The organism is Endozoicomonas euniceicola, from assembly GCF_025562755.1.
Taxonomy (GTDB): domain Bacteria; phylum Pseudomonadota; class Gammaproteobacteria; order Pseudomonadales; family Endozoicomonadaceae; genus Endozoicomonas_A; species Endozoicomonas_A euniceicola.
Genome location: NZ_CP103300.1, coordinates 3419873 through 3435146, shown reverse-complemented (window position 1 = coordinate 3435146; position 15274 = coordinate 3419873). Strand labels below are relative to the sequence as shown.

Sequence of the window (15274 nt, the reverse complement as noted above, 5' to 3'; positions counted from 1 at the left end):
TCGGTCTTCACGTATTATTTTCTTTCCTTCCCTCCTTCCTCCCATAAGCGTTTCATCTCTTTCTTGATGTCTGAGGTATTTTTATTCGAAAATTGAGAGATGGATGGATTTAACCTAATCAATGCTGAAACCACATCGGCAGTAACGACTCTAACAGAGTGCTCATCTAACTCAGCGACTTCAAAGCCATCAGCGTCCGGCAATGTCTCAGTTTGAATGGTGCTCACCCACTCACTAACCAGGTCGTTTATTGAGCCGGTATTATTGGCTGACACCTCAGATGGGCGGGCAATTGATTCAATGGCCGCTTCAAGTATAAGTTGACTCTGTTCATCCTGGGTGTTGTTGACAATGGTTGTGTATCGCTCAGATATCCAGATAAACACTCTATGAAGATTTTGGGGACTACTGGTTTCTATTCGATTAAGTATGCCTGTCAAATAAGGCATATTTAACATGGCAATGATGACTGCTGTGGACTGTGCGGCAGCTTGTGGCGAATGCTCTGCAAATTCGTTCAGTATCGAAAGCAGATTTGGACTGATTGTCGTGACACGTACAGAACCCCCGGTTTCAGGATTGGGTTGACCATAAAATAACTGCGACATAAGGGAGGATTCATTCAACAGGATATGTATTATAGCTAATGCACACCTTTGACTTTTTGGAACTTCCCTGGTTCCATCTTTCTCGTCAGTAATTAATAAGTTAGAAATAGCCTTTGCAAGGCTGGGTATCAGGTATTGATAATTTTTTTCATAAAGTATTCTGTTTGATTGAAATGCACTCAGATCAAAATTGATGTGTCGTTTTATAATCAAATTTTGAATTAAAGAGCTCTGGTATACAATAGCTGTTACCAGAATCGTCACAGGTTGTTCCATGGTAGGGATAATACCACTCTCTTCAGAGGGCATGCCTACTCCTAACATTTGTGATAAAAAATTTCTAACTACGTCTGAAAAAGCAATATCTCCCATGTTTATATTGGTCAGGGTTCTATAAAATCGGATCATGCTATCCAAGTCTGAATACGTTATCATCAACATCGTGAAATTAAGATCTTCAGGTTCGGGCTGTTCTGTATCAGCTTGTTCTGTCTCAGCTCTCTTCAGATATATCCTGTTTAGCGTATGTATGATATTGGATGCTCTGAGCCATCGAAGCCAGCGCAGGAGTTTGTGGCTTATTTCCAATTTCTCGATGGTCGTTCCTTCTTTTTTCAAAGTCTTTTCTATTAACTTATCCATATCCAACATCAATTCCGGACTTAATTGGCCTGATATTTGGGCGGGTCTTCCACCGAGCTCTACAAGTCTATAGAGGTTTGGGTAACTTAGGGGATCTATGTGTAAAGGAGCAGTTGCAGAAAACCTTATAGCATTTTGTGTTTCTTCATCAAGGTCGGCACCTACTGGGTTAGCAACCATGCTATTCATCATGCTCAGTGACATTTGAGCGATTAAACTTTGTGATCCATCCCCACCCCCATCTTCATCACCGGTAAAAAAAAGATTTCCGGAATAGTTAGCTGCAGTAGCTCCTTCTCGTATTGGGTAGGACAGGACGGGTTCTCCTGAATGATAAATGAAACGATTCAGTTTTAACTCTAATACTTCATCCAGCTGAGTTTTTTTGCTCGAATGAAAGGGCAATATCTTAATATCTATTGGGGTATTCATAAATGATCCTGTTGCAGTGGCAGCCTGACAACAAATCCCAATAATTGATAATGATAAACCTAACTGATGAATATTAGTCATGCCCAATCCTTCTATATTATGTAATTCACTTACTTATTAGTCAGGGTATGCAATATAGACAATAAACATGCAGTGAGTAGCTGATTACATGGAATTGATAAGGTGTGGCTCCCTTGAAACGAAGTATCATGGAAAAATCACTCTGGTCGACCGGGTATGGGACAAAAAAAGTGGCGGCGACCAGCGTGATGGATTCACTCAGTGATTAAAGGAATCATGGTGAGTTGTATTGTCGGTCAATGAGGTTACGTTGTAGCAGGAGAGCCACACCCATCGGCTGAAATAGCAGTCTTAACCTTCTTCATGGCATTCTTCTCAAGCTGGCGAATACGCTCGGCAGAAACACCGTATTTATCCGCGAGCTCATGCAGTGTGGCTTTTTCTTCACTAAGCCAGCGTTGCTGCAAAATGTCCTGACTGCGCTCGTCAAGCTGTGCCAGTGCGTTACGCAACATGTTAACGGATGATTGCGCCCAGTCGTTGTCTTCCAGTAGGGTCGCCGGATCGTGGCTCTTGTCTTCCAGGTAGTGAACCGGAGCCTGATAACTCTGGTCATCATCGTCAGCGGCATAACCGTCAAAGGCCGTGTCCTGCCCCGCCATACGACCTTCCATTTCCCGCACGACATTAGGTTCAACACCCAGGTCACTGGCAACGGATTTTACTTCGTCGCTGGTAAACCAGGCCAGACGTTTCTTGGAGCTGCGCAGGTTAAAGAACAGTTTGCGCTGAGCTTTGGTGGTGGCGACCTTAACAATTCGCCAGTTTTTCAGAATGAATTCATGGATTTCCGCTTTTATCCAATGCACAGCAAAGGACACCAGACGTACACCCACTTCAGGATTAAAACGTTTGACCGCCTTCATCAGGCCAACGTTGCCTTCCTGAACCAGGTCAGAAATAGGCAGGCCATAACCGGTATAGCTTTTGGCAATGTGAACGACAAAACGCAGATGCGACATGACCAACTGGCGGGCAGCTTCAAGATCATTTTTATAGTAAAGGCGATCAGCCAGGGATCGCTCTTCTTCAGCAGACAACACAGCAATGCTGCTAACGCCCTGTATGTACGCTTCGATATTGCGTCCTGGCACTAACATATCAACTGGTTGAAGACTGGTTCCCATAATTAACTCCACTGGAGTGCAATACAGGCACTCATATAAACATTCTGACCGTTTAACGGGCGTAGCTGGAAGATAGCACTTCTCATTATATCAAAATTTACCTTTTTTGAAGCCAGCCACTTTACAGGATTCCTGCGCCATTTACAGTGTTCAGAAGCAACTTTACGACCTATCAATATTACAAATATGATGTCGGCGACTGACCGCAGCGCCCGCAATACCCAATACAATGCCGCTGACGACCAGTGTCAGCAGGCCTGGAGGATTACAGCCGCTGCACCCACTCTCTGTCAAGCTTGGACTCAGGAATTCCGGAAAGGTTCTGATGAAACACCAGACAATCTGCCCGGTGTTCCAATTGAAGGGGAGGTGGGACTACAGCATTTCGACAAAAGCTTCCATGCGGGTTCTTATCTGTCCGGTATCGGACTCAGAATAGTTGGTCTCCAGCGTCATGAACGGAGTGCTTTTATCACCTGTGATAATTTTACGAATATTGTAGCTTTCAATGTTGTAGGTGTGGCAGGCCTGAAGCACAATATCAATCACACCGTCTACCTGGTACTCCTCCACCATTTCCTGTAGCAACTGCTCACGGCCTTTATTGGGAGTCATTACTGAACAAGGTATATCCAGATATTTTCTGGAGATAGCCTCTATTGGATCAATATCTTCCTGTACTTCCTGGTGAAGTTCCTTGTAGCCCTGGCAGTTTTCCAAAGCAACGACGACGGCACCAGCATCCTCAATGGCCTGAATGACCTTGCTGGCGACGCCTCCAATTGGGCAGCCGGTAATCAGTATGCGGGGGGCATTCGCTGAGAATTCGGTTTCGCCTGCCTGATATTTTGCAGTAAGGCTATCAATCATGTCCTGAACATTTTGCCGCATGGCTTCACGGTCAAAGGTATAGCTGGCACCGTTCAGCACATTAAACAGATCCATACCGGAAATAACAGAAGGTTTGAGTTTGCCTAATTGATGAAAGGCCTTCAGCAATCGACGGTCTTTATTGCAGGTTTTAATGGCCTGGTTAAGTTTTTCTCTGGTAATCGTCACCTCAAACTTATCTTCCAGCTTTTCTGTCAGTCTGTGCATTTCATCTTGCCACAAGGTCACAGCATGTTCTTTTTCCTGAGTTTGTGGCAGCTGCATAACATGGGTATCTTTGATTTCACCCAATAGTTCATACATTTTCTTTTTGCCGTCACAGGTCGTTTCACCCACGATCATATCGGCAAAGTACATGTACGGGCATTTGTCGGTCAGGGCAAAACCATAGCTGGCCTTGATCAGGGGGCAGAGGTTTCTTGGCAGGTGCTTTTCAGCATCTGGAATCGTTTCCTCACTGACCGAGCAAAGGGATACAGGGTGGGCTCCCGCTGCATAGATCAACTCTTTAGGCGTAAAAGTACAGAAGGTACCCACCACTTTTTCGCCTCGGTCTTTAAACGCCTTGACTGAAAGAAAGCCGTTACGACGAGCTTCTGCAAACTCTTCGAACTGATCAGGCAGGGTAGGGATTAATGTAGAACTCATGATATTCAACCTGTTGTTTAACGAATGCGCTCCTGTGCCAGCATCGCGGCGCCAATAGCGCCGGCATAGCGCCCCAGAGAGCTGGAAATGACTTTTGCCTGCAGGCTGTTTTCAAGGCTGCGAAGAATATATTGATTGCTACTTAAGCCACCGGTCAGCAGGTAGTGATGATCCCTTCCATGCTTGATACAAAGGGACTTAACCTTGTTGACCACTGAATCAACAATGCCATAGGCAATATTCTCTTTTTTTTCACCACGGCCTATCAGGCTGGTGACTTCCGATTCGGCAAACACCGTACACATTGACGTGATGTTGATTCCAGAGCCAGAGGCAGCCAGCTCAGTCAGGTTGTCGATGCTAACGCCTAGGGTATTGGCCATTACTTCTATAAATTTGCCAGTTCCTGCGGAGCATTTATCATTCATGGTGAAATTGACAACCCGACCATTTTCCATGGAAATGACTTTGGTATCCTGACCGCCGATATCCACAACCGTACAGTTCTGGTCAGTAAAAAAGGTGGCCCCCCTGCCATGACAGGTTATTTCCGTGATAGTTTTATGGGCATAGGGGACAGCCACCCGACCATAGCCAGTGGCGATAATTTTAGAGTTGTTTTCATTGATACCACTACTGGCCAGTTTGCTGAGTATGGCACCGGCAGTTTCTGCGCTGCTCCAGCCAGTGGGTATTACAAAATGATCAGTCAGTGTCTGCTCGGCCATAACAGCCACCTTGGCAGCAGTAGAACCAATATCGATGCCGATGGCATGCATAACGAATTTTCCGGTTTAATGAAGCGCAACACAAACCATTGAATTGATAGGCAAGAATCAGATGTTTCAAACTCAGCCCGGTGCAGACAGCCAGTCTTTAAAAGGTCGGAGGAGTCGTGTAAACGCACCAGATACATTAATCCGGAGCGAAAGGTTCAACGATACGAGGGATTCCTTAACTGCGAGTATCAATGGTCGCGACAACGAAAACTTTAACAACCACTGGAAGGCCTTACATTAACTTATATCAAAAAAAGTTCATATATTAACATTCGACAGTCTCCCCCCCCACCAAAATCAAGCGGGAGAGAATGTCAGATCAGGGAAGTAGCAGAGGAAAAGAATAACTTTAGGGAAGCAGCAGAACATAATATACCGCTGTTGGCTTTTGGCTTTTGGCGGTTGGCGGTTGGCGATTGGCGGTTGGCTGTATGAGCAGCTAATAGCCAAAAGCCAACAGCCCGGTAAGTTATTGAATGCTGCGCCCCTTAGGACATATCAATATTGCGAATATGACGTCGGCAACTGACCGCAGCGCCTGCAATACCCAATACAATACCGCTGAGTACCAGTGTCAGCAGAATACTACTGCCCGGCCCACTAGGGGCAAATGAACTGCCATACAGACCAGCCAGTTCCAGCACATTGGACATCAGACCCAGCAACACCCCCCAGGCAATCAGGTAGGCCAGCAGGGCTCCGCCCAGTCCATACCACACACCGGCATAAAGGAACGGCAGCATAACAAACCCGTCAGTCCCTCCCACCAGCTTGATGACCTTGATCTCATCCCGCCGGCTTTCAATACCCAGCCGTACCGTATTACCTATCGCCAGAACAACGGTGATTCCCAGCAGTAATGACAATAACAGGGCAAACTGATCCAGCAGGTCGACAATGGATTGCAGCCGTTGTACCCACTCCCGGTCGAGTTTGGACTCCAGAACGCCGGAAAGGTTTTGATAACGCTCTGCCAGTGTATCCATCTCTTCATAAGTCAGGCCGGGAACCGGCAACACTTCAATCACACCCGGCAAAGGATTAAAGCCCAGCGCATTGACGACCCCCTGCATATCGGTTTTCTGCTGAAACTGCTGCAAACCCTCATCAGGAGAGATATAGGCAATGGAATCAACATCCGGATCGTTGGCAACTTCTGCCCGAATATTGGCAATCTGGGAGCGATTCAGCCCGGCATCCAGATAAACTGAAATGCGGGGGGTTCCCTCCCAGCCATTGCCAAGAACCTGCAAATTAGCAATAAGAAGGTACATTAGTGCAGGTAAGGCAAAGGCCACGCCTATCATCAGGCAGTTCAACAGTGTAGACACGGGCGCCTGTAGCAACCGACGGAAAGACTCAACGGCATTCTGCCGGTGCAGTGCCTTGAGGTAAGTGAAACTGAACCGGCCGGTTTCATGTTTTGCCGCCCCGCGCCCGGTATCAGCCTCCCGCTTTATTTCAGGGGCTCTGCCTGCCTTGCGGGTCTTATCATCCTTTTGCAAATGGCTGTCAGGCGTTTTACGGCGACCTTTTCCGGGAAACACAGTTTTGTTTTTGGGAAGCTCCTTTTTAGAGGACACCTTTTTAGGAAATACCTTTTTAGGGAACAATGTCAGGCTACCTCCTGATCATTCACCAGATGCCCCTGATCCAGGGTCAGCACCCTGTGCCGCATACGGGCGACCAGAGCCAGGTCATGGCTGGCAATCAGAACAGTGACACCTATCTGGTTAAAACTCTCAAACAGCTTCATCACCTCTGCGGACAGGTTCGGGTCAAGGTTACCTGTTGGTTCGTCGGCCAGAATCACCGGGGGACGGTTAACCACAGCACGAGCCAGGCCGACCCGCTGCTGTTGCCCGCCGGACAAAGCGGATGGCAGCATTTTTTCCTTGCTGAGCAGACCCACCATATCCAGCGCGGCACGCACTCGCCCGGCTGCCTCCCCACGGGAAATACCGGCAATGGTCAGCGGCAGGGCAACGTTATCGAAAACAGTGCGGTCAAACAGCAGCTGATGATCCTGAAACACCAGCCCGATATTCCGCCGAAAATACGGAACCTGACCACGATTGAGGTCTTTAACATTATGTCCACCCACCAGTACCTGACCACTTGAAGCCTGTTCCATGCGCATGATCAGTTTGAGCAGGGTGCTTTTACCGGCTCCGGAGTGTCCTGTCAGAAAAGCAATTTCACCCCGTCGCAGGTGGAAACTGACATTATCCAGCCCCACATGCCCTCCGGGATAACGCTTGCAGACATTGTCAAAGCGTATCATTCAGCATCCTGCTTTGGTTAGGTATCAGATTTTCTGTCAAAAAGCGCTTCTACAAACTCTCTGGCATTGAACGGTCGCAGATCGTCAATCCGCTCCCCCACACCCAGAAAGCGAATAGGCAGCTGCATCTGTTTGGACAGTGCAAAAATAACACCGCCTTTTGCCGTACCATCCAGCTTGGTCAGTGCCAGACCTGTCAGCTCAACTGCTTCGTTGAAGATTTTTGCCTGATTCAAAGCATTCTGCCCGGTACCGGCATCCAGCACCAGCAGCGTTTCATGAGGTGCACTGTCATCCAGCTTACCGAGAACCCGCCTCACCTTTTTCAATTCTTCCATCAGGTTGTCTTTGTTATGCAGACGACCTGCGGTATCAGCGATCAGAACATCAATACCACGGGCTTTGGCGGCTTCAAAAGCATCGTAGATCACCGAAGCGCTGTCGGCACCCGTGTGCTGCGCCACCACTGGAATGCTGTTGCGCTCGCCCCATACCTGCAACTGTTCAACCGCCGCAGCACGGAAGGTATCACCCGCTGCCAACATGACACTCTTGCCTTCATCCTGAAGCTTGCGTGCCACTTTACCAATGGTGGTAGTTTTACCCACACCGTTGACACCCACCACAAGAATAACGAACGGTGTTTTCTGCTTCTCAATAACCAGAGGTTTATCAGCCGGAACCAGAATACCCTGCAATTCCTGCTTCAGAGCGTCCATCAGAGCGTCAGCGTCGCTCAGTTCTTTACGACTGACACGCTGGGTCAGGTGCCTGATGATCTCCGTGGTGGCTTCCACACCAACGTCAGCCATCAGCAACTGGGTTTCCAGTTCTTCCAGCAGGTCGTCGTCGATTTCCTTTTTACCGATGAAGATTTCAGCCACACCCTCGACCAGGGCCGCCCGGGTTTTGCTAAGCCCTTTCTTCATCCGGGCAAAGAAGCCGAGCTTTTCTGCCTTTGGTTCCGGTTCAGGCTGTGGAGCCACGGCAACCACTTCTGGCTCTGGCTCTGGCTCTGGCTCTGGCTCTGGCTCTGGCTCTACAGGAGTTTCCTGTACCTGCTGAATCTCTTCAATAACCGCTTCTGCTTCCTGAGGCACTTCTTCTTGTTCTGGCTCAGTAACGACCGCTTCAGGCAGTTCAGCTGCTTCAGGCTGCTCCGTAACAGGCTCTGCTGCTACTTCAGGCTCAGCTTGGGCAACCGGTTGTTCTACATGGCTTTCTTCAGCAACCGGCTCAATAACCGGCTGCTCTGCTGCTGTTTCAACATTATCCTGGGTATTGTCCACGGTTTCAGGGGTTTGGGTTTTCTCCTCCCTTCTTCCCCAGGGCCAAAAACGTCGCCTGGCCTTTTTCTCATCATTTTTGCGAGAACCGAACATAGACTACTTCATCAAATAGTTGGGATAGGTCACTGTCGAAAAAACAGTGGGTATAAATCAAGTGCGTATCCTATCTTAAATCGCGTTGGCAAGAAACGAACTTTCCTTACCTGCCCGAGGTCTCCCCCTGGCTATCTCCTTTGGACAGTGATTTTGTTACACTCGCCGTCCTTTGAACTGTTTAGAGATTGCACGATGGCCCGAAAAGCATCCGGTAAACCTTCCGCCAGAGGTGGAAGTGGTCAGATTCGCATCATTGCCGGTGATTGGCGCGGCAGAAAACTGCCTGTCGCTGACCTTCCGGGGTTACGTCCAACATCAGACCGGGTGCGTGAAACGGTTTTTAACTGGCTGGCACCTTACCTTCCCGGCGCTCGCATTCTCGACTGTTTCAGCGGCACTGGCGCACTGTCTCTGGAAGCGTTGTCCCGCGGTGCCAAAGAAGCCGTTATGCTGGAAATGGCAACACCGGCGGTCAAAACCCTGAAGAGCAATCTCGCCTTACTGAAAGCGGATAATGGTCTGGTGATCGGGACCAACACCCTGCAGTTTCTGAGTAAGCCCAGCTCAGAGCCATTTGATGTTATTTTTCTCGACCCCCCCTTTCGCCAGGGGATGCTGGAAGAAACCTGTCGTTTGCTTCAGGACAATGGTTACCTGCATGAGCAGACCATTCTTTATATCGAAGTTGAGAAAGAACTGGACCCTATGCCGGTTCCTCAAAACTGGCGGCTATTGAAGTCAAAACAGGCCGGACAGGTGAGTTTTAACCTTATGGGGTGTTAATCGAGTCCTGAGTTATCGTCTCTTATATCCCCGCCCGCATTGGGCGAGGGTTTACGACGATTTTGCTAACTGAATAGGGTGGTCTACAATCAGGCTTTCATTAGTTTCGTTAACTTACAATGAATAAATTTTTGGCTTTTACCTTCAGGCTTGTCACGATCGGCTGCCTGTGCTTTTTTACAAGTTCAGGCTGGGCTGATGAAGGTGGGGAAAATCATCAGCCTTTACTGTCAGAATTGCTGGACAAAGCTGCCTGCAACCACCCGAAAATAATTCAGAAAATCAAAAATGAATACCCTGCTTTTATTGAATACTCTGATCAACAAATACAACTGATAAACTCCGGCGCACAACAACCTCAAATTTCGCTGGGGGAGGATTTGCTGGAAGTGGCGAAATTCACCGGAATGGGGACTTTGGCTGCTGTTCTTTATGGTATTACTCACGATCTGATAACAACACACATAGACTTCCGATACTTTTCCGATTTATTCATGACCCACCACGGCAGGTATACGAAACGTCATTACCCATTTGTATACCGTTCAGAGTCAAAAATTCTCTACGCTTTGCTCTGGGGTACTATTGCCACATGGCGGTTAGGAGCGATTATGGGTGGAACGACGGGAGTGGTAGCCCGTGCTGGTCCATCTCATAAAAAACCAGGTTGGCATGACCTGATGCCCACCCTCAGTAAACTGATGCTTGGCAGTCTTATTGCCTCTGCGAGTTACGGTTTTATTACCTATATTGGTAGCTCTGATACTTTCATTACTGTGGCGAACATGCATGGCTTTTCATATGTATCAGGCGTTTTTGTTGGAATCGCTATTATGGCGTATGCACATCACCTGTACTCAAATGAAGCCCTCCCCTCCTTAAGAACAGAATGCATAGGTTTTACAAAAACACTGACAAAGCTGTTCAAAGACAAGCCGAATGACCCTGAGATACAAGCTTTAATTCTTTTCAGACTCAACTCCCCCATCAAAAACTGCGAGCCCGGGTAGAAGATGTGCTCACTCAGGATGCTCAATGCTATTCACCGTGTTGGCCGTTGCCCTAACCGTAGTTCAATACCTGAGCTCCGTTATCCCGCGCAGGTGACTGTCGCAAGTTAAGGCGGCTTAGGCATTTTTGCTAAAATCAGCATTTCAAATACTCCGGTAACCTGAAATGAATAGCTGTTTCATTCTAACTTTGAGGCTTATTATTGCTAGCTGCCTGTGTTTTTTTGCTATGCAGGGTCAGGCCGAAGAGGATAATGAAAATCATCAACCTTTATTGTCAGAGTTACTGGACAAAGCTGCCCACAACCAACCGGAAGCAATACAGAAAATCAAAACCGAATGCCCCGTTCTTATTGAATACTCTGATGAGCAAATACAACTGATAAACTCCGGCGCACAGCAACCTCAAATTTCAGTGAGGGAAGATTTGCTGGAAATGGCCAAAATCACCGGAATGGTGCTTTTGGCTGCGGTTTTTTACGGTATTAATCGCGACCTGACTACAGCAATCATAGACTCCCAATACTTTTCCTATTTAGACCTGAATCCCTTCAGCTGGGTGGCGGGAAATCATTATATAGTTGCATGCAGTTCAAACATGCTCATCGCTTTGCTCTCGGGCATTAATTCCACATGGTGGCTGGGATTGCCATTCGGTGTGGTGATTGCATTAGTGGCTCGTTACGATACATATTATGAAAAACTAAGCTGGTATGACCTGTCCTTCCACCTCAGCAAGCTGACACTTGGCAGTCTCGTTTACCCTCTGTTTATCGGTGCTTTTGCCTTTATAATCACTTCCAGTCGCCGCTTAAGCATAGGTGCAATGCGCAATTGGTCATATACCTCCGGTCTTGGTGCCGGAGGAGCTCTTATTGTATATTCGAGCCAGCTCCGCTCAAGTAAAGCCTCCCCTCAAGAGGCTGTCGCAAAAAGTGAAAAAAATGCGAAATAAACCCTGAACCGTCATCCCCGCGAAGGAGGCTGTTGCAAAAATAAGGTGGCTTACGTCGATTTGGCTAGAATTAGCATTCCAAATGCTTTGGTTACTTAAAATGAACAGCCGTTTAATTTTAACTTTGGGTATTATTGGCTGCCTGTATTTTTTTACAATGCAGATCAGAGCCGAAGAGGATAGAAAAAATCATCTGCCTTTAATGTCCGAGTTGCTGGACAAAGCAGCCCACAACCATCCGGAAGAAATAAATAAGATCAAAAGCGAATACCCTGCTTTTATTGAGTATTCAGATCAACAAATACAACTCATAAACTCCGGCGCGCAGCAACCACAGATTTCATGGGGGGAGGATTTGCTGGAAGGAGCCAAAGTCATCGGAATGTTATTTTTCAGTGCGGCTCTTTATGATATTGCTCTCAATCTGGTAAAAAACAGATTCAAGTCCTGCGACAGCGTTCGCATGCACCGCATAATGAGTATCCACAATAATAATTTTCATCCATTTATAAAAAATCTATTAATCCTTCTCTACGTTTTTTTAGGAGACACGCTTGATGCGAGAAAAAGTATTTTGTTATCTGGTATAGCAATTGCCCTGGTTGGCCGCTTCAGCCCATTCAGTGAGGAACTAAACTGGCAAGACCTGCTCCCCTTTGTCGCTTTTTTGAAGACGACCCAACTTGCTATCTCATCATTAGCTGGCGCTGCAAGTTTGTATTTCGCTCCCGACATTCCCGCTACAAGTCTTGTTTACATTTCTCCTCATCCGCAAGCTTTATCAAAACTGATTGCCGCTTCACAATGGTTTGATGCCAATATAAGTCTGGCCATTATCATGATAAGCATCTTCCACTCACCTCGAAATAAGGTTAGTTCGTCATTAACGGACGAATACAGAGGCTTTACAAAAGCATTGACAAAACTGTTCAAAAACAATCCGAATGACCCTGAGTTACAGGCTTTAACTCTTTTGAATGTGATATCCCCCTATCAAAAAAATGATGAATCAGAGTAGAAGGTTCATGCACAGAAAAACTGCTTCTCAACCCGATACTCCGCTTCAGCCTCATACAGGTCTTTCTTAACAAACCGAACGGTGCCGCCGGGCTGACATTGTGCCAGCTTGCTCAGGCTTCCTGCGGTGATACAGCCTATTTTGGGATAGCCTCCCAGGGTTTGCCGATCACGCATTAGAATAATGGGCTGCCCATCGGCCGGAATCTGAATGGCTCCCAGGGCAATGCCTTCCGAAATCAGGCTTTGTTGGTGGCAATGAATGGCTGCTCCTGAAAGACGGTAACCCATTCGGTCTGTCTGGGCGGTGACAGAATAAACCGAGTTAAAAAAACGTCGACGTTCCTGCCTGCTGAACCACTCATACTGACAGCCCGGTATGACGTCGAGCGTAATATCCTGACCATATTCAGGAATAAACACATCCGGCACCTGCCTGGTCAGCACCGGCTTGCTGGCCGGATAATGCAGACAATCACCCGCGGATAATTGCTTACCGTCACGGTGCAAACCACCCAGCTGGTCACGTACGACAGTGGCACAGCTTCCCAGTATTTCAGGAATGTCCAAACCCCCCCTGACCGCAAGATAAGCCCTTACCCCTATGCGCGCCCCTTTAAACGACAGTTGATCCCCCGTATGGATTGAATAACTCTGCCAGGGTTGAATCGCCACTCCATTAAGCATCGCAGACATCTCAGCACCCGTGATGGCTATAGTGGTGGGTCGCAGGAATTCACAATGGAATGATCCAAGATTTATTTCAATCTGAGGATCGTTAAGCGGGTTGTCGAGCAAATGGTTGGCCCAGGAGAAAGCCTGCTCATCCATAGGGCCACCGGGGCTGACACCCATATGTTGATGACCGTAGCGTCCCAGGTCCTGAATCAGGCTTAGCGGCCCCGGCTCTATAATACGAAGTGTCACAGCACCTCCTGAACCCATTGCTCTTCTGGAGAAACAGAGCCACCCATATCAACAAAAGCGCTCTTGCTGGTCGGGATGAATTTTACCTTTGCCCCCACCTCGAATAGAGACAGGTTTTTACGCTGATAATCAATAGGGCTGACCGGGGAACGACCAATGATTTGCCAACCTCCGGGTGACTCTCCGGGATAAATGGCGGTTTGTCGTCCGGCCAGCGCAACACTGCATGCCGGAACCTTTAACCGGGGTGTTTTTTTTCTGGGAACGGCAATGCGCTGATCGGTGTTGCCAAGATAGGCAAAGCCGGGAGCGAAGCCAATGGCATACACCCGATACACGGTTGAGGCATGAATGTTAATCACTTCCTCAAAACTCAGGCCGGTGTGCTCCGTGATGGCTTTCGCGTCCAGAGCCACTTCAGGGCCGTAATAAACAGGCAGTTCGATGAGTGGCGTCTCAGCCTTTACAGCCTGATGGTCGTAAGGGCAATCAAGAATACGCTGAAGCCGCTGTATAAAGGGTTGAAATTCAATGGTCATCAGATCAAAGCTGACAAGAATTGACGTATAGGATGGCACAGCATCAATAACGCAGGCGCTCATCTCCTGCTTAATAAGCGACAAAAATCGTGCAACTTTATCAGCCATTTCCGGGCTGGGCCGTAGAGTTGATTCCGGGGAGAGATCGTCTGCAAAATAAATGATGACACTGTTTTCATTAACCGGACATATTTTCATGGCTCTGGACCGCCCTGTCGTGTAATAGCTTTGCTGTTGGCAGGGCAAGCAGGCTATCACCGTGAATACACAAGGTATCGGCATGGACCGGAATAATCTGGCCGCTGGCAGTCGTCACGGAACCTTGCTCAACCAGTTGCAGTGCCTGTTTCTCAACCCTCTCTATTGAGGTGTGCAAAGCATCGGGTTCCGAGCGGGGCTTCAGCCGGCCATTATCATCGTAGGCGCGGTCAACAAAGCCTTCAAACCATAATTCGACACCGTATGCAGCCGCTAACTCCTGATATTTCGCAAAATCAGGCACCGCCATCACCACCAGTGGCAGTCTGTCATTATAGTTCTTTATGCCGTTGAGCAGCGCAGTAAATACACCGTCGTCTTTCATCATGACGTTATACAAAGCACCGTGAGGTTTTACATAGTCCAGTGTCGTATTTTCACTCTGACAAATGGCCTGCAAAGCGCCCACCTGATAAATAAACAATGCCGTAAGATCACTGGATTTCATGGGAATAAAACGACGTCCAAAACCCTGAAGGTCAGCATAGCCGGGGTGAGCGCCAATGCTTACCTGGTACTTCTGCGCCATTTTCACAGTCCTGGTCATGACAGACGGGTCCGACGCATGCATACCGCAGGCAATATTGGCCATATCCAGATATGGCATAATGTCTTCGTCGCAGCCCAGGCTCCAGATACCAAAGCTTTCTCCCATATCGCAGTTGATTTTCATACGCTCATTCCTGACTTGAAAGTGGTCGCAATCATCAAAAACGCCCCCGGTCGTGTCATGGTAATCGCTCACACGACATTTCGACAGCGTAAGTAAATAGTGGACACACCTTATTTGTCTAAGTAACCTTCACTACGCTGATCCCGATCAAAAAAAGCAGCGTCGGCAAAATTGTAAGATGCTGGACTAAAAGATTTAAAACCTAATGGCATTTATAAAACCTAAGGAGCGGTTT

At 47.8% G+C, this 15274-nt stretch carries 14 protein-coding genes; 4 read left to right on the top strand and 10 right to left on the bottom strand.

Annotated features, from left to right (window positions below; translation table 11 throughout):
* Positions 1-14: 14 nt before the first annotated feature.
* The 7 genes from NX720_RS13885 to ftsY form a co-directional block, all read right to left on the bottom strand.
* Positions 15-1763 (bottom strand): hypothetical protein, encoded by a 1749-nt coding sequence (locus NX720_RS13885; RefSeq protein WP_262595403.1) that lies wholly within the window; start codon positions 1761-1763, stop codon positions 15-17.
* A 245-nt stretch (positions 1764-2008) separates the two neighbouring features.
* Positions 2009-2890, bottom strand: coding sequence for an RNA polymerase sigma factor RpoH (rpoH, locus tag NX720_RS13880; protein WP_262595402.1), 882 nt, complete (start codon positions 2888-2890; stop codon positions 2009-2011).
* Between the two features lie 375 nt (positions 2891-3265).
* The gene (locus NX720_RS13875; RefSeq protein ID WP_262595401.1) at positions 3266-4429 is read right to left on the bottom strand and encodes a double-cubane-cluster-containing anaerobic reductase; all 1164 of its coding nucleotides are present in this window, start codon (positions 4427-4429) and stop codon (positions 3266-3268) included.
* 17 nt (positions 4430-4446) lie between these two features.
* Entirely contained in the window at positions 4447-5208 is a 762-nt protein-coding gene (locus tag NX720_RS13870) for an acyl-CoA dehydratase activase (RefSeq protein ID WP_262595400.1), read from the bottom strand.
* A gap of 488 nt (positions 5209-5696) precedes the next feature.
* Positions 5697-6791, bottom strand: a complete 1095-nt coding sequence (ftsX, locus tag NX720_RS13865; RefSeq protein ID WP_262595399.1) for a permease-like cell division protein FtsX — start codon at positions 6789-6791, stop codon at positions 5697-5699.
* A 32-nt stretch (positions 6792-6823) separates the two neighbouring features.
* Positions 6824-7492, bottom strand: a complete 669-nt coding sequence (gene ftsE / locus NX720_RS13860; protein WP_262595398.1) for a cell division ATP-binding protein FtsE — start codon at positions 7490-7492, stop codon at positions 6824-6826.
* A 17-nt stretch (positions 7493-7509) separates the two neighbouring features.
* Positions 7510-8874, bottom strand: coding sequence for a signal recognition particle-docking protein FtsY (ftsY, locus tag NX720_RS13855; RefSeq protein WP_262595397.1), 1365 nt, complete (start codon positions 8872-8874; stop codon positions 7510-7512).
* 195 nt (positions 8875-9069) lie between these two features.
* Between ftsY and rsmD the strand changes: the two genes are divergently transcribed.
* The 4 genes from rsmD to NX720_RS13835 all read left to right on the top strand — a co-directional run bounded on the left by rsmD (position 9070) and on the right by NX720_RS13835 (position 12643).
* Positions 9070-9660 (top strand): 16S rRNA (guanine(966)-N(2))-methyltransferase RsmD, encoded by a 591-nt coding sequence (gene rsmD / locus NX720_RS13850; RefSeq protein ID WP_262595396.1) that lies wholly within the window; start codon positions 9070-9072, stop codon positions 9658-9660.
* 119 nt (positions 9661-9779) lie between these two features.
* Positions 9780-10670: a hypothetical protein gene (locus NX720_RS13845; RefSeq protein WP_262595395.1), complete on the top strand. Its 891-nt coding sequence runs from the start codon at positions 9780-9782 to the stop codon at positions 10668-10670.
* A 166-nt stretch (positions 10671-10836) separates the two neighbouring features.
* On the top strand, positions 10837-11625 hold the full coding sequence (locus NX720_RS13840) for a hypothetical protein (RefSeq protein ID WP_262595394.1): 789 nt from the start codon (positions 10837-10839) through the stop codon (positions 11623-11625).
* Between the two features lie 100 nt (positions 11626-11725).
* Positions 11726-12643, top strand: a complete 918-nt coding sequence (locus NX720_RS13835) for a hypothetical protein (RefSeq protein ID WP_262595393.1) — start codon at positions 11726-11728, stop codon at positions 12641-12643.
* Between the two features lie 5 nt (positions 12644-12648).
* Here NX720_RS13835 and NX720_RS13830 read toward each other — a convergent pair whose 3' ends face one another.
* Genes NX720_RS13830 through NX720_RS13820 form a run of 3 tightly spaced genes read right to left on the bottom strand, consistent with a single transcriptional unit; the run spans position 12649 to position 15111 of the window.
* The gene (locus NX720_RS13830) at positions 12649-13569 is read right to left on the bottom strand and encodes a 5-oxoprolinase subunit C family protein (protein WP_262595392.1); all 921 of its coding nucleotides are present in this window, start codon (positions 13567-13569) and stop codon (positions 12649-12651) included.
* On the bottom strand, positions 13566-14306 hold the full coding sequence (gene pxpB / locus NX720_RS13825) for a 5-oxoprolinase subunit PxpB (RefSeq protein ID WP_262595391.1): 741 nt from the start codon (positions 14304-14306) through the stop codon (positions 13566-13568). Before pxpB ends, NX720_RS13830 begins: the two co-directional genes overlap by 4 nt.
* Entirely contained in the window at positions 14287-15111 is an 825-nt protein-coding gene (locus NX720_RS13820) for a 5-oxoprolinase subunit PxpA (RefSeq protein ID WP_262595390.1), read from the bottom strand. Before NX720_RS13820 ends, pxpB begins: the two co-directional genes overlap by 20 nt.
* Between the last annotated feature and the right edge of the window lie 163 nt (positions 15112-15274).